Below are 19,967 nucleotides of genomic sequence, written 5' to 3'. Positions count from 1 at the left end.
GAAGTTTCAAGTGAAGCGACTATTCTGCTTGGCCGCGATTGCGGCCGCACTGATGGGGCAAAGTTTTACTGCACAAGCGGCTGGCGTTGAATTCGGAGTGGGGGCCACCAGTGATTCGACGATGACCTATCGCCTGGGGATGAATTTCGACTGGGACACCAGCTGGCTGCAAAGCGACGTCGGTCGCCTGACCGGCTACTGGAGCGGTGCCTATACCTATTGGGAAGGTGACAAGACCTCCGGCAACAACAGCCTGTCGTTCTCGCCGGTGCTGGTTTACGAGTTCGCCGGTCAGTCGGTCAAACCGTATGTCGAGGCAGGGATCGGCGTGGCGCTGTTCTCCAACACCGAGTACGAGGACAACAAACTCGGTGGCGCCTTCCAGTTCGAAGACCGCTTCGGTTTCGGCCTGCGCTTCAATGGCGGGCATGAAGTCGGGATCCGTGCGACGCACTATTCCAACGCCGGCCTGAGCAGCAACAACGACGGGGTCGAAAGCTACTCGCTGCATTACACGATGCCGCTGTAGGCAGACAAGAAAGGGAGCGCATCGCGCTCCCTTTTCACATTCAGCGATACGCCGTGGCAATCCCCTGGCGTTCGTCGATGCATTCCGGCGCGCCCATTTCGAACTCGCGGCAGATCAGCGGACGCTTCTCGTAGATCGTGCACATCATCGTGTCGCGATCCAGCGCCGCACACCAGCCGTCGTCCAGACGCAGCATCACTTCACCACCCCAATCGTCGGTATCGATAAAACGCTCGGGTACGCCGGTGTCGGTGATCAGCATCACTTCAAGCTGGCAGCAGCAGGCTGCACAGGTCGAGCACGTGACCTCGGGTTCGGCGATTTGCCGATGGGGAATGGTTTTCATGGCGCCAGTGTACGGCAGTGACCGATGACCGTGTGAAAGGCCTGACAGGCGTTTAGCGCGCCAGCCGCCGGGACAATTGGTGCAGCAGCGGAAACAGCAAGGCCCACAGCAGCGCGATGCCGATCAGGGTCGGTAATTCTCCGAACGGAAACTGCACACCGGCCAGTCGTCCGCCGGCGCCATAGGACAGCGCGCCACCTGCCGCGCCAAGCAGGCTGGCCAGCCACCATGGCCTCGCGCTCCATCGCAGGCAATGACGTAAAGTCGTGGCAAACAACGCCCAGAGCAACATCAGCCACAGCGGAATCAGCGGCGACAGATCCTTGAACTCGAAGACCCCGAGGCCGTGCAACACGCTGTCCACCGCCGTGCCGATAATCACCACGCTGAGGACCAACCGGCCGTCCTGCGCCCAACTGCTGATCCAGCGCAGATGAATCACCAGCACCGCCAGCGCCAGCAGCAACCACAAACTGTTACCGCCGAGTACGCAGGCCAGCCAGCCGATCTGGAACAGGACTGCATTGGCCAACCGCTCAAGCATCGAACCGGCCCAGCAATGGCGCGGTCATCGCTGCCGGTTTGGCCAGCAGCAGTTGCGCGGTGCCGATGGTGCGTTCGAGGAATCCGCCCTCGCAATAACACAGGTAAAACTCCCACAACCTGAGGAAGTAATCGTCATAGCCCAGCTCGGTCAGACGCCCCTGCGCATGCCGAAAATTCTCGTGCCACAGGCGCAGGGTACGGGCGTAGTGCAGGCCGAAATCTTCCATGTGCAGCAGGTTCATGTCGGTGTCGCGGCTGACGATCTCGAGCATTTTCTGCACGCAGGGCAGGGCGCCGCCGGGGAAAATGTAACGCTGGATAAAGTCCACGCCACGACGCGCCTGCTCGTAGCGCTGTTCGCGGATGGTGATCGCTTGCAGCAGCATCAGGCCGTTGCTCTTGAGCAGGTGCGCGCACTGTTTGAAGTAGGTCGGCAGGAAACGGTGGCCGACCGCCTCGATCATCTCGATCGACACCAGTTTGTCGTACTGGCCGGTGAGGTCGCGGTAGTCCTTGAGCAGCAGCGTCACCTGATCCTGCAAACCGAGGCGTTCGATGCGCGCGGCGGTGAAGGCGAACTGCTCCTTCGACAGCGTGGTGGTGGTGACTTTGCAGCCATAATGCTGGGCCGCGTACAGCGCCATGCTGCCCCAGCCGGTGCCGATTTCCAGCAGATGGTCGCCGGGCTTGAGCGCGAGTTTCTGGCAGATCCGCTCCAGTTTGTTCAGTTGCGCCTGCTCCAGGCTGTCGTCGGGGCTGAGAAACTGCGCGGCCGAATACATCATGGTCGGATCGAGAAACTGTTCGAACAAGTCATTGCCGAGGTCGTAATGCGCGGCGATGTTTTTCTGCGAGCCCTTGCGCGTATTACGGTTGAGCCAGTGCAACCCGCGTACCAACGGGCGACCGAGCCGGGCCAGGCCACCTTCCATTCCGTCGAGCACTTCAAGGTTGCTGACGAAGACCCGCACCACCGCCGTCAGATCCGGCGAACGCCAGTAGCCATGAATGAAAGCCTCACCGGCACCGATCGAACCATTGCCGGCGACCAGCCCCCAGGCAGCCGGATCCATGACCTGAATTTCCCCCACCAACGCGCTGCCCGGCGTGCCGAAGACATGACGTTCGCCGTCCTCGATGACGATCAGTTGGCCCTGTTTGAGCTGCTCCAGCTGGCGCAGTACTCCCCGGCGCAGCAGCGAACCGCTCAGGCCGTGGGGGCTGAGCAGGCTGGCTTTGGCCGAGACGCTAGTGGATTTCATGGTGACGTTCCTCGGGCGGTACGGTGGCGGTTCGAAAACGGTCGTCGGCGCGCTGGTGGGCAAACACCGGCGTGCGCTTGAGCAACAGGCGCAGCGCCTGCCAATAAATCGCCAGCGCGGTCTTGGCGGTCATCCAGGGAAAGCGCCACAGATGCCGATGCAAGTGGCGCCGATCAAGGGGCTCACGTCTCAGGTCGAGGGTGGCGTCGAACAGTTTTTGCTCGCCTTGCCAGTCGGCCATGTGCACACCCAGGATCTGCGCGGCAGGGCTGAAACTCATGCGGTATTCCAGATCCGGCGGCAGGAATGGCGAGACATGAAACGCCTTGGCCACGGCAAAGTGCTGGTGAAGATCCTGCAGGTTGGTCGGCGCTCTTGCCGGCAGCACGTAGTGATAACGCTCGCGCCACGGGGTGTTGCTGACTTCGCAGAGGATCGCCGCCAGTTGGCCGTCGGCCTCGTGGCAATAGAAAAAACTCACCGGGTTGAACGCCAGGCCCCAACTGCGCGGTTGGCTCAGCAGGCAGATCGAACCTTTTGGCGCATGGCCCAGGGCTTCGCCCACCAGTTGCCGCACTGCATCGCTCAGACGCACGCCCCGGCCGGTGAAGGTTTTCAGGTAGTCGGTTTCGCGAAATGAAAACGGCGCAAAGCGGCTGGCGCCTGCCAGTCGGGACAGGCCCAGCACCGCCTCCTGTTCAGCCAGATCGAGATACAGCATGCCGATCCGGTAACGGAACTCATGACGGCGCGGGGCAAATCGCCGATGGGCGATCCAGCCACTGTAGAGCGCGCTGTTCACAGGCTTTCTCCGAAGGACGCGGCCACACGCAGGGCGCTGACCACGCCGTCCTCATGGAAGCCGTTGGCCCAGTAAGCGCCGCAATAATGCGTGTGCTGCTCGCCGTCGATTTCGGCCCAGCGCTGCTGCGCCGCCACCGCTGCGAGGCTGAATTGCGGGTGGGCGTAGGTGAATCGCGCGAGCACTTTGGACGGGCTGATCCCGGCGCTCTGGTTGAGGCTGACGCAGAACGTGGTGTCGCTGTGGATGCCTTGCAGGATGTTCATGTCGTAGGTCACGGCGGCCTGGGTATGACCGGCGCCGCCGAGGCGATAATTCCAGCTGGCCCAGGCCCGTTTGCGCGCGGGCAGCAGGCGGGTGTCGGTGTGCAGCACCACTTCATTGTCGGCGTAGGGCAGGGCGCCGAGGATTTCCCGTTCTTTATCGTCAGGATTTCCCAGCAGTCGCAGGGCCTGATCGCTGTGACAGGCCAGCACCACTTTGTCGAAACGTTCGATGCCGGCGGGGCTGTGGATAACCACGCCGTGCGCGTCGCGATCGATCCGGCCCACCGGGCAGTTCAGGCGGATGCGCTCCTTGAACGACGCGGTCAACGGCGTGATGTAGGCACTGGAGCCACCCTCGATCACCTGCCACTGCGGGCGATTGCTGACTGACAGCAATCCGTGATTCTCGAAAAATCGCACGAAGAACTGCAACGGAAAATTGAGCATCTCGGCCATCGGCATCGACCAGATCGCCGCGCCCATCGGCACGATGTAATGCAGGATGAAACGCTCGCCGTAGCCGCCGGCCTTGAGGTAATCGTCGAGGGTGGTGTCGGCGGTGATTCGCTGTTCGGCGAGGTCGCGCCGGGCTTCTTTATTGAACCGCAGGATGTCGCGCAACATGCCCCAGAATCCGGGTGACAGCAGATTGCTGCGCTGGGCGAACAGGCTGTTCAGGTTATTGCCGTTGTATTCCAGGCCGGTGTCCGGATCGTTCACCGAAAAACTCATCTCGGTGGGCTTGAATGCCACACCCAACTGGCCGAGCAAACGAATGAAGTTGGGATACGTCCAGTCGTTGAACACGATGAAGCCGGTGTCCACCGCGAACTCGCGCCCGTCCACGGTCACCGGCACCGTGTGCGTATGGCCGCCGACCCGGGCGTCGGCTTCGAACACGGTGATGTCATGTCGGCGAGCGAGCAGGTAAGCGCAGGTCAAACCGGCGATGCCGGTGCCGACGATGGCGATTTTCACGTCGGGTCCCTGAGTGGTGGGCTGCTGCGCACCATGCGTTTGCCAATCGCCAGTTGTACGCGCGCGGGCATTTTCGACAAGGGCCACAGGACCGCCATGAACAGCGCCGGAAAGGCGATTTCCAGTGGCCGCTCCTTCAGCCTGGCAAAAATATGCCGCGCGGCTTTATCCACAGGCCAACTGAGCGGCATCGGAAAATCATTTTTGGCAGTCAGCGGAGTGTCGACGAAACCGGGGCTGATCACGGTGACTTCAATGCCTTCGTCGGCCAGATCGATACGCAGGGATTCGAACAGATAACGCAGCCCGGCCTTTGACGCGCCATAGGCTTCGGCCCGTGGCAACGGCACATAGGTCACCGAGCTGGCCATGCCCACCAGATGCGGTGCCGTGCCTTTGCGCAGCAACGGCAGGGCGGCTTCGATGCAGTAGCTGCTGGCGAGCAGATTGGTGCGCACCACGTGTTCGATGATCGAGGCGTCGAACTGGTGGGCATCGACGTATTCGCAGGTGCCGGCGTTGAGGATTACCGTATCGAGCGATCCCCAGTCCGCAGCGATCTGTTCGCCGATTTCACGCACGGTCTGACTGTTGGTCAGATCGCCGGGCACCACCAGCACCTGCCCCGGATAACGTTGCGACAACACCTTGAGCGGTGCGACCTGGCGCGAACTGACTGCCAGGTGTGCACCGGTCTTGAGGATTTCTTCTGCGAGCGCAGCGCCGATGCCACTGCTGGCACCGGTCAGCCAATAACGCCTTGGAGCTGTACGGCTCATCCCAATCTCCTTTTCAGCCAGGCAATCACCCGGCCCAATACGGGTAAATGTTCATAAAGCAGTGCCCCGGCATCGAAGTAATCCCGGTGGCGGTAAACCTTGTCGCGCCACAGCAGATGCGAACAGCCGGCAACTCTGATCAGTCGTCCGCCGGCCAGTCGCGGGTGGCGGTAGCTCATGACCCAGCGCAAATAACCTTCGCAGTCGCCGATCTGGTCGAAACCGTGGAAATCAAAGCGCAGTTCGTTGACGTTGGCATACAACTCGCTGAAATAGCCGCGCAATTGCGCCAGCCCCTGCACTTCGTGCAGGGGGTCGGTGAAATGAACATCCTCGCTGTACAACGCATCCAGGCCATGCAGGTTGTCTTTGTTCAACTGTGCGAACTGCCGGGCGAAGTGGCGCAGGAATTCACTCATCACCTTCTCCTGTAGATGAACGTGACGGCAGATTCCTGAACGCTGCCAGCGCCCGATCCCGTGATGCACTCAGATTGACGATCGGCGCCGGATAGTCTGCGACGCCGAACAGCCCGCCGGCACTGGCCGGGTTGTGCACCTCTTTCTTGTTCAGCCCGGCCAGCTCCGGCAGCCAGTGCTTGATGAACAGCCCTTCGCTGTCGAATTTTTCCGACTGGCTGACCGGATTGAAGATACGGAAGTACGGCGCCGAATCGGTGCCGGTCGAAGAACTCCACTGCCAGCCGCCGTTGTTCGCGGCCAGGTCGCCGTCGATCAGGTGGCGCATGAAAAAGCGCTCGCCTTCGCGCCAGTCAATCAGCAGGTTCTTGGTCAGAAACATTGCCACCACCATTCGCAGGCGATTGTGCATCCAGCCGGTTTCCAGCAGTTGGCGCATGGCCGCGTCGATGATCGGCAAGCCGGTGCGGGCCTCTTGCCAGGCGGCCAGGTCCTCCGGGGCATCGCGCCAGGCCAGGGCTTCGGTTTCCGGGCGGAAGGCGCGATGGCGTGAAACCCGCGGATAGCCGACGAGGATGTGCTTGTAGAACTCGCGCCACAGCAATTCATTGATCCAGGTGACAGCCCCGACCTTGCCGCTTTCGAATTCCCCCTGATTGCATTGCAGGGCGGCGTGCAGGCATTGGCGCGGCGAGATCACGCCAGCGGCCAGATAGGCCGAGAGCTGACTGGTGCCGGGTTTGGCCGGGAAGTCGCGCTCGCTCTTGTAGTAGTCGATCTGCACATCGGCGAACGTGTCGAGGCGGCGCCGGGCCTCGGCTTCACCGGCGGGCCACAGGGCGCGCAGGGATTCGCCCGGTGTCGGGAACCCTTCGATGGCTACTGGAACGGGGTCGCTGGTGATGTTCAGCGCTGACTGTTTACCCGGCGCCTGTTTCAGCGAAGGCATCGAGCGGTGCAGGCGTTCGTAGCAGACTTTGCGGAACTGGCTGAACACCTGAAAGTAAGTGCCGGTTTTGGTCAGCACACTGCCGGGTTTGAACAGCAATTGGTCGAGGTAGCTGTGGAAGGTTATGCCTGCCGCTTGCAACGACTCGGCGACGGCGGCATCGCGACGGCTTTCGTGGACGCCGTATTCCTCGTTGACGTGCACGGCCTCGATCTTCAGTTGCCGACAGAGTTCGAGCAGCACGGCGGGTGCCTGATCCCAGTGAGGCGCGGTGCGGATCAACAGCGGGATGTTCAGGGCACCAAGGCTTTTGCTCAACTCGCGCAAATTGCGCAGCCAGAAATCGATCTTGCAGGGCGCGTCGTCATGTTCCTGCCATTGCTGCGGGCTCAACAGGTACACGGCCACGGTCGGACCACGCTCGGCGGCGGCCGCGAGGGCAGTGTTGTCGTGTTGGCGCAGATCGCTGCGCAGCCAGATCAATTGCATGTCGGTCTCTGTCTGAATCATTAAATCAACCCACGCTGAACCAGCACCCGATGTGCCGAAAGAGGATCTTCGGCCAGGAGCAAGTCAGCGATTTCGGATGTTCTGGCGGACAACTCGGCGTGGTGAATGCACACCGTTGGTCCGGCAATCATTTTTGGGCAACTGACGCTGTTCAAAAGTTTCGACAGCTGCGACAGGTTCATGGCTTTGCTGGAATACAGCAGTACGCCGCGGGCTTGCAGATGGTCGGCTGCCAGGGCGAGTTCACCGGTCGGTAGCGGCCAGTCGAACACCTGCACCGGGCAATCGGCGCTGCTGATCAGCCAGGCGCAGAGCCACAGATGGGGTTCCAGCGGCAGGTCCGACTGATTGACCAGCAACAGCGGCGCTGTGCGCAGCTGACGATTGTTATGGTAGATGCGCGCGCCGAATTTGCTGCGTAACCAGCCATGAAAAAACACTCGCTCCATCTGCGCGCCGAACTGGCCTTGCCAGCGTTGTTCGAGATCCGTCAGCAGCGGCAGCAGCAATTGCTCGCACAGGGTGCGTGGCGGGTACAGAGCCATCGCCTGGTTGATGCTGTCGTCGAGGCTGCGCTCGTTCAGATGCGTGACCGCGAGCAGGGCGGCCTGGCGCAGCGGATGCCATTCGTTTTCCACCGGTTCGTTGAACGCCTGCGTGGTGTCGAGCAGCGGCTTGACCTGGCTGACCGCAACGCCGCGGTTGAGCCAGGTGAGGATGTTCTGGATGCGCTGCACATGCTCGGCGTTGTACAGACGATGGCCCTTGGGCGTGCGCTGCGGAATGATCAGCCCGTAGCGGCGTTCCCAGGCGCGCAGGGTGACGGCATTCACGCCGGTCTGGCGCGCGACTTCGCGAATTGGCAGCCAGCCTTCGTCGAGGGCTTTCTTGAAGTCGGCGCCGAGGTCTTCCCGGGCGCTGGTGTCGGGTGAGTCGTTCATCAAATGGCATTTCGCAGGCTGAGGTTTTCCGGATGCGGTTGCAGGTACACCTGCTGCGCGATGTAGGGATCCGGGTGGAGGCGAAAGTGGTGCTTGAGTAGCGTCAACGGCACCACCAGCGGCACGATGCCGTGCCGGTACTGGCCGATGATGTGCTGCACTTCCTGTTTGTCTTCGGGGCTGATCGCCTGTTTCAGGTAGCCACTGATGTGCTGCAGGACATTGCTGTGGGTGCGGCGGGTGGCGCATTTTTTCAGCGCCGCCATTAGTTCGCTGAAATAGCGCGGGCCGAGTTCTTCGGGATCGAGCCGGCCCATGTTGCCCAGCAAATTGCCCAGCGCCTTGTATTGCACCGGGTTGTGGGCCATCAGCAGGTATTTGTAGCGCGAATGAAAGTCGGTGAGCGCGCGACGACTCAGACCTTGCCGCAGCACCTGTTGCCAGTCGCTGTAGGCGAACACTCGGGTAATGAAGTTTTCCCGCAGCACCGGATCGTTCAGGCGCCCGGCTTCTTCCACCGGCAATTCGGGGTGCGCCGCACAGAACGCCTGGGCGTAGATCCCGCGACCGTTGCCCAGTGGCGCGCCGTTCGTGTGATAGACCTTGACCCGCTCCAGCCCGCAGGACGGCGATTGCTGCATGAAGATGTAGCCGCAGATGTCGTTCAGCTCGGCGGCCATCTTCTGGCCATATTCCGCCAGCGGCCCGGTGACGTTGATCTCGCGGTCGACGGTGCCGAGGGCTTCGGGTTGTTCCGGATCACCGACCAGGCGGATCGGCTCGCGGGGAATTCCGAGGCCGATCGCGACTTCCGGGCACACCGGGACGAATTCGAAATGCTCGCTGAGGGTGCGGGTACAGAGCCGCGACTCCTTGTGCCCACCGTTGTAGCGCACTTCGGCGCCCATCAGGCAGGCGCTGATGGCGATTTTCGGTGGGGACGTCGATGAGTCGGACATGCAGCAACCTCGAATCTGAACCTGTACAGATGAATAGATCTGTACAACATTCTTTTAGCATAGATTCAAAGGTGTACAAGTCAAATTGTTTGTATAGGTTTTTGAGGTTTTCAGCGCCAGCCCATTTTCCAGCGTGAATCATCTTGCAGGGTTTGCCAGTCGCATTGCTCGGTACGCCGGGTCAGCACCGCCTGCAACTCGACTTCCAGCACCATGCCGTCCTCGTCGCGGAGCAGCTCGGTCACCAGAAAATGTTTTTCTCGGTTTTGCGGGTGGGCTGCTGTCCATTTCGACAGCAGCAATTTACGCGGGTTGATGCGGTTCACTGCAAGTGCTCGTGCAAACGTCGTGCAGCCTCCTGGCCACTGAGCCACGCCCCTTCGACCCGGCCCGACAGGCACCAGTCGCCGCAGGCGTACAGGCCCAGATCGGCATCGGCCAGGGTGCCCCATTCATGACTGCTGGCCGGACGGGCATAGAGCCACCGGTGGGCGAGGCTGAAGGTCGGAGCCGGCATGGCGCTGTGCAGCAATTCGGCGAAGGCGCCGTGCAATTGTTCGATCACCGCTTCCTTGGGCAGGTCGATGTGTTGCCGGCTCCAGGCGCTGGTGGCGTGCAGGACCCAGGTGTCGCACGTGGTGTCGCGTCCCGGTTTGCTGCGGTTGCGGGCCAGCCAGTCGAGTGCGCTGTCCTGGACGAAGCAGCCTTCTATCGGCGTATCCAGCGGCGTGTCGAAGGCGAGGGCGACGGCCCAGGTCGGATCCATTTTCACCCCGGCGGCGGCGCCGGCGAGCTTCGGCGCGGCGGCCAGCAGAGCGGTGGCCTGAGGCGCCGGCGTGGCGATCACGACGTGGCTGAACGGCCCGTGGGTGAAGCCTTCGGCGTCTTGCAGGTGCCAGTGTTCTTCGCCGCGATAGACCTCGGTGATCCGGCAGGCGAAATGCACTTCCAGGCCATCGAGCAGGCCCCGGGTGATGGCGCTCATGCGCGGCGTGCCGACCCAGCGGGTCTGTTCGTCCGGGGACAGGTTCAACTGCCCGCCATGAAAGGTGTAGAGCTGCGGCGCCCATTCGGCGACCCAGCCTTTGCTTTGCCAGCGCTGGACTTCGGTGACGAAGCGCCGATCACGGGCGGTGAAGTATTGCGCGCCCATGTCCAGCGAACCGGCGTCGCTGCGCTTGCTCGACATGCGCCCGCCGCTGCCGCGGCTTTTATCGAACAACTGAACGGTATGCCCGGCATCCGTCAGGGCCTGGGCGGCGGAGAGTCCGGCGATGCCGGTGCCAATGATTGCGATGGGTACAGTCATAGGGGCCTCGTTTACCTTTCTGTACAGACTACGCCGTGGATGAAACCTGTACAATTTTGTTTTTTGGTATAACTTCCAGCGTTCTCGTTCTGACAGCTTGGCCTATGGTTAAACAATAGAGCCTGCCCGATAGAAAAGATCCCTGTTTATAAAAATAGACTAGTGATCGGGGTAAAACGCCACGCGAGGAAGAAGTCATGCACATATTGCTGACCGGCGGTACTGGATTGATCGGACGTCAGCTTTGCCGGCACTGGTCCGGGCAGGGGTATCGCCTGACGGTCTGGAGTCGTCGTCCGGAAAAAGTCGCGAAAATCTGTGGCGCCCAAGTGCGTGGAATCGCCCGTCTGGAGGACCTTGGCGACGAACCGGTCGATGTGATCGTCAACCTCGCCGGCGCGCCGATTGCCGACCGGCCGTGGACCCATCGACGCAAGGCGTTGTTGTGGAGCAGCCGGATCACGCTGACCGAATCGTTGCTGGCGTGGCTTGAACATCGCGGGCAGAAACCGTCGCTGTTGATTTCGGGCTCGGCCGTGGGTTGGTACGGTGACGGCGGCGAGCGTGAGTTGACCGAAGACTCGCCGCCAGTGATCGATGATTTCGCCAGCCAGTTGTGCATCGCCTGGGAGGAAACCGCGCAACGCGCCGAAGCGATGGATATTCGTGTGGTGCTGGTGCGCACCGGGCTGGTGCTGTCGGCCGAGGGCGGCTTTTTGTCGCGCCTGCTGCTGCCGTTCAAGCTCGGGCTGGGCGGGCCTTTGGGCAACGGTCGGCAGTGGATGCCGTGGATTCATATCGATGACCAAATCGCCCTGATTGATTTTCTTCTGCACCGCAATCAGGCGAGCGGTCCTTATAATGCGTGCGCGCCGAAACCTGTGCGCAATCGCGAATTCGCCAAGACGCTGGGCAGCGTGCTGCACCGCCCGGCGTTCATGCCGATGCCGGCCCTCGCGTTGAAGGTCGGGCTCGGCGAGATGTCATTGCTGTTGCTGGGTGGCCAACGGGCCACGCCCAAACGCTTGCTGGAAGCGGGATTCACTTTCCGGTTCACGGATTTACGCGCGGCCCTGGACGATCTTTCCAGCCGCCTCTGAAATAGGACGTTGCATGACCGATCACGCCTTGCTTCTGGTCAACCTGGGTTCGCCGGCCTCCACTTCGGTGGCCGACGTGCGCAGCTACCTCAATCAATTTCTGATGGACCCGTACGTGATCGACCTGCCGTGGCCGATACGGCGTCTGCTGGTGTCGCTGATCCTGATCAAGCGCCCGGAGCAGTCGGCCCACGCCTACGCCTCGATCTGGTGGGACGAGGGGTCGCCGCTGGTGGTGCTCAGCCGTCGCCTGCAACAGCAGATGAGGTCACAGTGGACTCACGGCCCGGTTGAGCTGGCCATGCGTTACGGCGAGCCGTCGATCGAGACAAGCCTGCTGAAACTGGTGGCGGCGGGGCACAAACGCATCACCCTCGCGCCGCTTTATCCACAGTTCGCCGACAGCACCACCACCACCGTGATTGAAGAGGCCAGGCGGGTGCTGCGCGAGAAAAAACTCGATGTGCAACTGTCGGTGTTGCAGCCGTTCTACGATCAGCCGGAATACCTCGACGCGCTGGTGGCGAGCGCCAAGCCGCACTTGCAGCAGGATTACGATCACCTGTTGCTGAGCTTCCACGGTTTGCCGGAGCGGCATCTGACCAAGCTCGACCCGACCGGCAATCATTGCTTCAAGAATGAAGATTGCTGCAAGAATGCCTCGGCTGCGGTATTGGCCACTTGTTATCGCGCCCAATGTCTGCGCACAGCGGCGTTGTTCGCAGAACGCATGGGTTTGCCAGACGGTAAATGGTCGGTGTCGTTTCAGTCGCGACTGGGCCGGGCGAAGTGGATCGAGCCCTACACCGAAGCGCGGCTGGATGAACTGGCCAAAAGCGGCGTGAAAAAGATTCTGGTGATGTGCCCGGCGTTTGTCGCCGATTGCATCGAAACCCTGGAAGAGATCGGCGATCGGGGCAAGGAGCAGTTCCGCGAGGCGGGGGGAGAGGAGCTGGTGCTGGTGCCGTGCCTGAATGACGACCCGCAATGGGCGAAGGCGTTGGCAACACTTTGTGAACGGGCGCCGTTGTCCCTCTAAAAGTCAAAAGCTTCGCGAGCAAGCCCGCTCCCACATTTGATTGCATTTCAATGTGGGAGCGGGCTTGCTGGCGAAGGCTGACTGTCAGGCGATGAAGATCTAAAAGTTTAGATCAGCGGCTCATCCGCCTTCTTGTGTTTCCAGCTGTCATTGCCCGGCAGGATCAGGTTCAGCGCAATCGCCACCACCGCGCACAGCGCGATGCCTTTGAGGCCGAAGTCGTCGGGACCGGTGCCGGTACCGACCAGCACACCACCGATACCGAACACCAGGGTTACCGAAACGATCACCAGATTGCGCGCCTCGCCCAGGTCGATCTTGTGACGGATCAGGGTGTTCATCCCCACCGCCGCGATCGAACCGAACAACAGACACAGAATCCCGCCCATCACCGGCACCGGAATGCTTTGCAGCAGGGCGCCGAACTTGCCGATGAACGCCAGGGTGATGGCGAAGATCGCCGCCCAGGTCATGATTTTCGGGTTGTAGTTCTTGGTCAGCATCACCGCGCCAGTCACTTCGGCGTAGGTCGTGTTGGGCGGGCCGCCGAACAGGCCGGCTGCGGTGGTGGCGATGCCGTCACCGAGCAGGGTGCGATGCAGGCCAGGCTTCTTCAGGTAATCACGACCGGTCACGCTGCCGACCGCAATCACGCCGCCGATGTGTTCGATGGCCGGGGCCAGTGCCACCGGGACGATGAACAGGATCGCCTGCCAGTTGAACTCCGGTGCGGTGAAGGCCGGCAGGGCGAACCACGGTGCCGCGGCAATCTTCGCGGTGTCGACCACGCCGAAGTAGAAGGACAGGGCAAAACCCACCAGCACGCCGGAAATGATCGGCACCAGACGGAAAATGCCCTTGCCGAACACCGCCACGATCAGCGTGGTCAACAGCGCCGGCATCGAGATCATCATCGCGGTCTGGTAATGGATCAACTCCGAACCGTCACCGGCCTTGCCCATCGCCATGTTCGCGGCAATCGGCGCCATGGCCAGGCCGATGGAGATGATCACCGGGCCAATTACGACTGGCGGCAGCAGACGGTCAATGAAGCCGGTGCCTTTGATCTTCACGGCAAGGCCAAGGAAGGTGTAGACGAAACCGGCCGCCATCACGCCGCCCATGGTCGCCGCCAGGCCGAACTGGCCCTTGGCGAGAATGATCGGGGTGATGAAGGCGAAGCTCGATGCCAGGAACACCGGCACCTGACGCCCGGTGACGATCTGGAACAGAATCGTCCCAAGACCTGCGGTAAACAGTGCCACGTTCGGGTCCAGGCCCGTGATCAGTGGCATCAGCACCAGGGCGCCGAAAGCCACGAACAGCATCTGTGCGCCGGACAGCACCGTGCGCCAGAGCGGATCGTTGAACTCTTGCTGCATGCTTACGCGTCCTTCTGCTTGGTGCCGAAGATCTTGTCACCGGCATCGCCAAGCCCAGGAATGATGTAACCGTGCTCGTTGAGTTTCTGATCGATGGACGCGGTGTAGATGATCACGTCCGGGTGAGCTTTCTCGACAGCGGCGATGCCTTCCGGCGCGGCCACCAGCACCATCGCGCGGATGTCCTTGCAACCGGCCTTCTTCAGCAGGTCGATGGTCGCAACCATGGAGCTGCCGGTAGCGAGCATCGGGTCGATGATCATGGCCAGGCGTTCGTCGATTTCCGGAACCAGTTTTTCCAGATAGGTGTGGGCCTGCAGGGTTTCTTCGTTGCGGGCAACGCCGACGGCGCTGACCTTGGCGCCCGGGATCAGGCTCAGCACGCCTTCGAGCATGCCGATGCCGGCGCGCAGGATCGGCACGACGGTAATCTTCTTGCCGGCGATTTTCTCGACCGACACAGTGCCGCACCAACCTTCGATATCGTAGGTTTCCAGCGGCAGGTCTTTGGTAGCTTCATAGGTCAACAGGGCACCGACTTCCTGAGCGAGCTCGCGGAAATTCTTGGTGCTGATGTCTGCACGGCGCATAAGGCCAAGTTTGTGACGGATCAGCGGATGGCGGATCTCTTGGATGGACATGGGGAAAGGCTCCGGCGGCGGGCAAAAAAACCGGCCTAGATTAATCTATCCGAGGGTGATGTCCTATAGGACATACAGTACGTTAGTCCACAAATGCTTGATTCGGCCGTGCGGGATGCGTACCTTTGCCCGCTTTTCCGAAACAGACCCCCCTTGGAGAGCGCCATGTCCGCTGATCTCGAGCATATCCGTCAAATCATGCGAGAGGCTGACTGCCTGTACACCGAAGCTGAAGTCGAGGCTGCCATTGCCCGCGTCGGTGCACAAATCAACGAACAACTGGCCGACAGCAACCCGGTGGTGTTCTGCGTGATGAACGGCGGCCTGATCTTCTCCGGCAAACTGCTGACTCATCTGCAGTTCCCGCTGGAAGCGTCCTACCTGCACGCCACCCGTTATCGCAACGAAACCAGCGGCGGCGACCTGTTCTGGAAAGCCAAGCCGGAAGTCTCGTTCATCGACCGCGACGTACTGATCATCGACGACATCCTCGACGAAGGTCACACCCTGGGCGCGATCATCGACTTCTGCCGTCACGCCGGCGCGCGCAAAGTGCACACCGCCGTGCTGATCGACAAGGACCACGACCGCAAGGCCCGTCCTGACCTGAAAGCCGATTTCGTCGGTCTGCCGTGCATCGACCGTTACATCTTCGGCTACGGCATGGATTACAAAGGCTACTGGCGCAACGCCAACGGGATCTTCGCCGTCAAAGGCATGTAAGACCCCTGAAAGATCGCAGCCCCAGGCTGCGATCTTTTGCTTTTAAAGACTGCTAAAGTGCTCGGCCCCGCCCCCCGGAGCCTGTCATGAGCCTCTTGATCCGCAGCTGCGCCGCCCTGTTGCTGACCCTCAGCCTGCCCCTGGCCGCCGCCCCGATGCATAGCCAATTCCTGCCACCGGACGACCTGACCCTGCGCGATGCCGAACCCGAGCAGCAGCAACTGTTGCAGGTCACCGACTATTCAGTGGTCGTGGGGGCCCAGCGCCAGTCCAATCAGCAGCCGATCCCGGTGACCTCGCCATTGATGATCCGCCTCAAGGGCAAATCCCTGAACAAGGGTGCGACGATCAATCAGGTGCTGGTCAACTTCGATGGCGAAAGCAAAAGCCTGAAAAAGCCGGTGTATGACGACAAGAGCAAGACCCTGACGCTGTTCTACCCGCTGGCCCAGTACCGGGTGGTGATCGATCTGTTGCGCAACGACACCGTGTATTGCCAGTTCCTGACCTACGCCAACGGCCACATCTGGGCCGATTTGCACACTGGCAGCACGCGCTCGCGTTGAGCCTTGTGCCTGCGCAGGGGTAAACTGCCCGCCCCGTGAAATGTCTGCGAGCTGGAGTCGGCAATGCGTAAAGATAAGAAGCAAGTGATTGGTGACGAGATCGGCGATGAGCAGATCAAGCTGTTCCTCGATTTTGAGCCGGTCGACGCCACTTCGCCGTCGCTGCACAAACTGGTCAAGGCTTACCGTGGCCTGCGCATCGATGATTTCGAGCGTTTCCTGACGTTCTTCGTGGCAGCCGGTTATGACGTGGACGGCAAGGACGAACACGGCAAGACCTTCGTCGACCAGATCCGCGATCAGCGCAACGCCCCGGAATACATCGAGCTGATCGAGAAAGCACGCGGCTGATCGCCCGAAGTTTTCCACAGGCATAAAAAAACGCCCCGCACTCACCGAGTGCGGGGCGTTTTTCATGGAGCCGAATCAGGCGTAGCTTTCGGTCTCGTTGCTGGCTTCAACCAGTTCCAGCGCGACGTTGTTCTGCGTGTTGATCTTGCGATACAGCGCAGCGTCGGTTTCCAGGACCTTTTCACGGGCAGGGAAGATTTCCGCCAGTTTGGCAGCCCACTCACCCTTGGCCTTGGCCGGGAAGCACTTCTCGATCAGTTCCAGCATGATCGAAACGGTCACCGAAGCGCCTGGGGATGCGCCGAGCAGGGCGGCGAGGGAGCCGTCCTTCGCAGCCACCAGTTCGGTACCGAACTGCAGAATGCCGCCTTTTTTCGGGTCTTTCTTGATGATCTGCACCCGTTGGCCGGCCACTTCCAGGCGCCAGTCTTCGGCTTTCGCCTCGGGGTAGAAACGACGCAGGGATTCCAGACGCTGTTCCATCGATTGCATCACTTCGCTGACCAGGTACTTGGTCAGGTCCATGTTGTTTTTCGCCACGGCCAGCATCGGGCCGATGTTGCCGGCGCGAACCGACATCGGCAGGTCCATGAAGGAGCCGTGCTTGAGGAACTTGGTGGTGAAACCGGCGTATGGCCCGAACAGCAGGGATTTCTTGCCATCGACCACACGGGTGTCCAGGTGCGGCACGGACATCGGTGGTGAACCCACGGCGGCCTGGCTGTAAACCTTGGCCTGATGATGCTTGACCACTTCCGGGTTGTCGCAACGCAGCCACTGGCCGCTGATCGGGAAGCCGCCGAAGCCTTTGCTTTCTTCGATGCCCGAAGCTTGCAGCAGCGGCAGGGCCGCGCCACCGGCGCCGAGGAATACGAATTTGGCGTCGACTTCACGGCTGCCGCCGCTGTTGACGTCCTTGATGCTGACGGTCCAGCCGTTGGCGTTACGCTTGAGGCCGGTCACGCGCTTGCAGTACTTGACCTGGGCATCGGCTGCGCTGGTCAGGTGCTTGAGCAACTGATTGGTCAGGGCGCCGAAGTTGACGTCGGTGCCGTTGATCACGCGGGTGGCGGCGAGCACCTGGTCTTTTGGACGACCCGGCATCATCAGCGGCATCCACTCGGCCATCTTCGCCTTGTCTTCGGTGTATTCCATGTCGGCGAAGGCGTGGTGCTTGTGCAGCACGTTGAAGCGTTCCTTGAGGAATGAAACGCCTTTTTCGCCTTCGACGTAGCTCAGGTGTGGAACCGGGCTGATGAAGGATTTGCACGAGCCGAACGTGCCTTTTTTGGTCAGGTACGACCAGAACTGCTTCGACACCTCGAACTGGGTGTTGATGTGCACGGCCTTCTTGATGTCGACGGTGCCGTCGGCAGCCTGCGGCGTGTAGTTCAGCTCACACAGGCCGGCGTGGCCGGTACCGGCGTTGTTCCATGGGTTGGAACTCTCCGCGGCACCGGAATCCATCAGCTCGACGACTTCCAGCTTGATTGCCGGGTCGAGCTCTTTGAGCAGTACTGCGAGGGTGGCACTCATGATGCCGGCCCCAACCAGAACTACGTCGACTGCTTCGTTATGCGCCATTTAACGCGTCTCCAAAATCTGCAGCACCAAATTGTCGGCATGGCTGCCAGGCGTCCAGGGCAGGTCAGTTAGGCCCCGGGTATCCTTGGTCAGGTGTGCCATGTCCGAATCTTCGCAATTTTTCGCAACTTCGACGGATGCGTGCGGCCTGGCTTAAAGAGTCCCATGAACTCATTTCGGCACGGGGCTGGCAATTCGACTTATGGTCGAGACATCCGTTTGTGCAACCAAATCCGTAGCGGACAGGCTTCAGGCTCCGGTATTCGAGGCGTTCCCGTTCCTGTGTCGTTGGGCTGTTTCAGACGCTAATGGTGCATGTTCAGACGCAAAACTATTCATTTGCTCGCCACACTCTTGTGAAGTTGTGAAAACCCGTTTTTTTCACGCTCTTTTGAAGACGTGAACCTCAAAAAGGGCTGTCCGGGGCTGGCACCGTGCCCGGAAGGGCAAACAACTCAGTGGCCGAGCGTCATGACAGCTCTGCAGATTCGCGAAAAGCGGGATTTGCCAGGGAAACAGCAAGCACGCCAGCTTCACTCGATCTGTGTGGGCGGCTCTCTGTGGGCGATTTGGATGCCAATGCAAGCGCATTGACGCTGTTGCGGGGCCCGATCAGGAGACGTCCTTATAATCGGGGGGAGATTGTATCGAAGAAATGCGGGGAGTTGGTCGAGTTTAATGACTTTTATTAGGCATCCGGTCAGATGCTCAACATCGCCTGAGCACGTGCGCGTGGGCGCTGCTGTTCGACCCGGGCGCTGGCAGGCAGAGGCTGGTGCAACCAGTTGAGGCGGATTTCCTCGATTTCCACCCAGCCGTCACCCATTGGCTGCAGGCTGCACTGCTTGAAAGCCTGGCAATGGCCGTTGCGGTCGAGCAGGGCGAAGCTGCGGTGCAGCGGGCGTGGGGCGAACAACGAGATCAGATAGCGCATGGTTTGTGTTCCTTCTGGAGATCTGTGACGAAGATTGTCAAAAGACCGTGAAGCGAACATGTATGGGGGGTGAACAATCTGTGACAGGAACCGCGTGCAGCGGGGTTTGTCTGAGATTTCAGTGCTGGTGACCCACAGTGGCCCACCGCTATACTGCCGGCCTGTCTGTGCCTGATTCTGGAGAGAAGAGCATGTTGCAACGCCTGTTGTTCGGTTTGATCACTGTGACCAGTTTGACCCTGGTTGGCTGCGCCCACAGCCCGCAACAACTGAGCCCGGAACCGAAGCTGACCACTCAGCTGGCACCGGTTGGCCACGGCCAGCCTGTCGTGGTCCGCGTGGTCGACGGTCGTCCGTCGCCAACCCTCGGCACCCGTGGCGGTCTGTACCCGGAAACCAGCGCCATCACCGTGCAGCGCGAGCAGATCCTGCCGAAGTTGCAGGCCCAGGCCGAAGCGGCCGTGCGTCTGCTGGGGTTCACCCCGTCCAACGGCGCGATGAACGCTCCACAGCTGACCGTGACCCTGACTGAACTGAAATACCAGTCGCCGAAAGAAGGCATGTACGTGACCGAGGCCACCATCGGCGCGACCTTCCGTTCCGACGTGCAGAGCGGCAACCGTCGCTACAGCGGCCGTTATGGTGCTTCGCTGGACCAGCGTTTCGGCATGGCGCCGAACCAGGAAACCAACACCAAACTGGTCAGCGACGTGCTGAGCGATGCGCTGACCCGTCTGTTCAAGGATCCGACCGTGGGTCAGATCCTCGCCGAGTAAGTGTTCGATTGATGTGAAAAAGCCCGGGGCCAGTGATGGCCCCGGGCTTTTTTCGTTCAGGCGGCTTGCGAGTAGAAGTCGAGGACGCTGACGCCGGTCAGCAGGTCGGTCTCGGGCAAGTCCGCATGCTGGTGCCCGCCGAGGGCGCAATACACCAGCCAGTGGCGGTCCTGAACATTGAAGGCCAGGCTGCCGACGAGGGTCTGTTGTTCGTCGGACGGGGAGATGAGGTACAGGCGATCCTGGTTTTCAGCGTGAAGCATGTCGCGTTCCGTG

At 61.0% G+C, this 19,967-nt stretch carries 24 protein-coding genes; 7 read left to right on the top strand and 17 right to left on the bottom strand.

Annotated features, from left to right (window positions below):
• The first annotated feature begins 10 nt into the window (after window positions 1-10).
• On the top strand, window positions 11-529 hold the full coding sequence (locus KJY40_RS25445; RefSeq protein ID WP_230733484.1) for an acyloxyacyl hydrolase: 519 nt from the start codon (window positions 11-13) through the stop codon (window positions 527-529).
• Window positions 530-569: 40 nt separating this feature from the next.
• On the opposite strand, the gene KJY40_RS25440 is transcribed toward KJY40_RS25445, so the two are convergent.
• From KJY40_RS25440 to KJY40_RS25385, 12 genes are all read right to left on the bottom strand, one after another.
• Entirely contained in the window at window positions 570-875 is a 306-nt protein-coding gene (locus tag KJY40_RS25440; protein ID WP_007951707.1) for a YkgJ family cysteine cluster protein, read from the bottom strand.
• A 52-nt stretch (window positions 876-927) separates the two neighbouring features.
• Window positions 928-1,419 (bottom strand): DUF2878 domain-containing protein, encoded by a 492-nt coding sequence (locus KJY40_RS25435; RefSeq protein ID WP_230733482.1) that lies wholly within the window; start codon window positions 1,417-1,419, stop codon window positions 928-930.
• The gene (locus KJY40_RS25430) at window positions 1,412-2,683 is read right to left on the bottom strand and encodes an SAM-dependent methyltransferase (RefSeq protein ID WP_207983920.1); all 1,272 of its coding nucleotides are present in this window, start codon (window positions 2,681-2,683) and stop codon (window positions 1,412-1,414) included. The genes KJY40_RS25435 and KJY40_RS25430 overlap by 8 nt, the downstream gene beginning before the upstream one ends.
• Window positions 2,670-3,485, bottom strand: a complete 816-nt coding sequence (locus KJY40_RS25425; RefSeq protein WP_230733480.1) for a DUF1365 domain-containing protein — start codon at window positions 3,483-3,485, stop codon at window positions 2,670-2,672. The genes KJY40_RS25430 and KJY40_RS25425 overlap by 14 nt, the downstream gene beginning before the upstream one ends.
• Window positions 3,482-4,729: an NAD(P)/FAD-dependent oxidoreductase gene (locus tag KJY40_RS25420; RefSeq protein WP_230733479.1), complete on the bottom strand. Its 1,248-nt coding sequence runs from the start codon at window positions 4,727-4,729 to the stop codon at window positions 3,482-3,484. The genes KJY40_RS25425 and KJY40_RS25420 overlap by 4 nt, the downstream gene beginning before the upstream one ends.
• On the bottom strand, window positions 4,726-5,508 hold the full coding sequence (locus KJY40_RS25415) for an SDR family NAD(P)-dependent oxidoreductase (RefSeq protein ID WP_230733476.1): 783 nt from the start codon (window positions 5,506-5,508) through the stop codon (window positions 4,726-4,728). Before KJY40_RS25415 ends, KJY40_RS25420 begins: the two co-directional genes overlap by 4 nt.
• On the bottom strand, window positions 5,505-5,927 hold the full coding sequence (locus KJY40_RS25410; protein ID WP_230733474.1) for a nuclear transport factor 2 family protein: 423 nt from the start codon (window positions 5,925-5,927) through the stop codon (window positions 5,505-5,507). The genes KJY40_RS25415 and KJY40_RS25410 overlap by 4 nt, the downstream gene beginning before the upstream one ends.
• Entirely contained in the window at window positions 5,920-7,365 is a 1,446-nt protein-coding gene (gene phrB / locus KJY40_RS25405; RefSeq protein ID WP_230733472.1) for a deoxyribodipyrimidine photo-lyase, read from the bottom strand. Before phrB ends, KJY40_RS25410 begins: the two co-directional genes overlap by 8 nt.
• A 20-nt stretch (window positions 7,366-7,385) precedes the next feature.
• Entirely contained in the window at window positions 7,386-8,327 is a 942-nt protein-coding gene (locus KJY40_RS25400; RefSeq protein ID WP_230733470.1) for a MerR family transcriptional regulator, read from the bottom strand.
• Window positions 8,327-9,286 carry a YbgA family protein gene (locus KJY40_RS25395; RefSeq protein WP_230733467.1) on the bottom strand — a complete coding sequence of 320 codons (960 nt, stop codon included), beginning with the start codon at window positions 9,284-9,286 and terminating at the stop codon, window positions 8,327-8,329. The genes KJY40_RS25400 and KJY40_RS25395 overlap by 1 nt, the downstream gene beginning before the upstream one ends.
• 110 nt (window positions 9,287-9,396) lie before the next feature.
• Window positions 9,397-9,612 (bottom strand): TIGR02450 family Trp-rich protein, encoded by a 216-nt coding sequence (locus KJY40_RS25390; protein ID WP_230733465.1) that lies wholly within the window; start codon window positions 9,610-9,612, stop codon window positions 9,397-9,399.
• Window positions 9,609-10,595, bottom strand: a complete 987-nt coding sequence (locus tag KJY40_RS25385; RefSeq protein ID WP_007951687.1) for an NAD(P)/FAD-dependent oxidoreductase — start codon at window positions 10,593-10,595, stop codon at window positions 9,609-9,611. The genes KJY40_RS25390 and KJY40_RS25385 overlap by 4 nt, the downstream gene beginning before the upstream one ends.
• Before the next feature lie 197 nt (window positions 10,596-10,792).
• Between KJY40_RS25385 and KJY40_RS25380 the strand changes: the two genes are divergently transcribed.
• Both KJY40_RS25380 and hemH read left to right on the top strand, forming a co-directional pair.
• The gene (locus tag KJY40_RS25380) at window positions 10,793-11,695 is read left to right on the top strand and encodes a TIGR01777 family oxidoreductase (RefSeq protein WP_230733463.1); all 903 of its coding nucleotides are present in this window, start codon (window positions 10,793-10,795) and stop codon (window positions 11,693-11,695) included.
• Between the two features lie 13 nt (window positions 11,696-11,708).
• Window positions 11,709-12,734 (top strand): ferrochelatase, encoded by a 1,026-nt coding sequence (gene hemH, locus KJY40_RS25375; protein WP_230733460.1) that lies wholly within the window; start codon window positions 11,709-11,711, stop codon window positions 12,732-12,734.
• A 107-nt stretch (window positions 12,735-12,841) separates the two neighbouring features.
• On the opposite strand, the gene KJY40_RS25370 is transcribed toward hemH, so the two are convergent.
• Window positions 12,842-14,116: a uracil-xanthine permease family protein gene (locus KJY40_RS25370; RefSeq protein ID WP_230733458.1), complete on the bottom strand. Its 1,275-nt coding sequence runs from the start codon at window positions 14,114-14,116 to the stop codon at window positions 12,842-12,844.
• A gap of 2 nt (window positions 14,117-14,118) precedes the next feature.
• Complete coding sequence (upp, locus tag KJY40_RS25365) at window positions 14,119-14,757, bottom strand: uracil phosphoribosyltransferase (protein WP_007951682.1); 639 nt, start codon at window positions 14,755-14,757, stop codon at window positions 14,119-14,121.
• 165 nt (window positions 14,758-14,922) lie between these two features.
• On the opposite strand from upp, the gene KJY40_RS25360 reads away from it, so the two are divergent.
• The 3 genes from KJY40_RS25360 to KJY40_RS25350 all read left to right on the top strand — a co-directional run bounded on the left by KJY40_RS25360 (window position 14,923) and on the right by KJY40_RS25350 (window position 16,397).
• A complete protein-coding gene (locus KJY40_RS25360; protein ID WP_007951681.1) occupies window positions 14,923-15,480 on the top strand; it encodes a hypoxanthine-guanine phosphoribosyltransferase in 558 nt (185 codons plus the stop codon).
• Between the two features lie 86 nt (window positions 15,481-15,566).
• Complete coding sequence (locus KJY40_RS25355) at window positions 15,567-16,046, top strand: hypothetical protein (protein ID WP_007951680.1); 480 nt, start codon at window positions 15,567-15,569, stop codon at window positions 16,044-16,046.
• Window positions 16,047-16,109: 63 nt separating this feature from the next.
• Window positions 16,110-16,397: a PA4642 family protein gene (locus KJY40_RS25350; RefSeq protein WP_007951679.1), complete on the top strand. Its 288-nt coding sequence runs from the start codon at window positions 16,110-16,112 to the stop codon at window positions 16,395-16,397.
• Window positions 16,398-16,472: 75 nt separating this feature from the next.
• Here the strand turns inward: KJY40_RS25350 and mqo are convergent, their stop codons facing one another.
• A complete protein-coding gene (gene mqo / locus KJY40_RS25345; RefSeq protein WP_230733456.1) occupies window positions 16,473-17,981 on the bottom strand; it encodes a malate dehydrogenase (quinone) in 1,509 nt (502 codons plus the stop codon).
• Between the two features lie 700 nt (window positions 17,982-18,681).
• On the bottom strand, window positions 18,682-18,915 hold the full coding sequence (locus tag KJY40_RS25340) for a hypothetical protein (protein ID WP_039766297.1): 234 nt from the start codon (window positions 18,913-18,915) through the stop codon (window positions 18,682-18,684).
• A 191-nt stretch (window positions 18,916-19,106) separates the two neighbouring features.
• Between KJY40_RS25340 and KJY40_RS25335 the strand changes: the two genes are divergently transcribed.
• Window positions 19,107-19,691: a YajG family lipoprotein gene (locus KJY40_RS25335; protein WP_096822774.1), complete on the top strand. Its 585-nt coding sequence runs from the start codon at window positions 19,107-19,109 to the stop codon at window positions 19,689-19,691.
• Window positions 19,692-19,747: 56 nt separating this feature from the next.
• Here KJY40_RS25335 and KJY40_RS25330 read toward each other — a convergent pair whose 3' ends face one another.
• A complete protein-coding gene (locus tag KJY40_RS25330; RefSeq protein ID WP_039766399.1) occupies window positions 19,748-19,954 on the bottom strand; it encodes a hypothetical protein in 207 nt (68 codons plus the stop codon).
• Between the last annotated feature and the right edge of the window lie 13 nt (window positions 19,955-19,967).

This window comes from Pseudomonas fitomaticsae (genome assembly GCF_021018765.1).
In the GTDB taxonomy this organism is placed as follows: Bacteria; Pseudomonadota; Gammaproteobacteria; order Pseudomonadales; family Pseudomonadaceae; genus Aquipseudomonas; species Aquipseudomonas fitomaticsae.
Note: the sequence above shows the minus strand (reverse complement) of the source record. Positions and strands in the feature narration are given on the sequence as shown.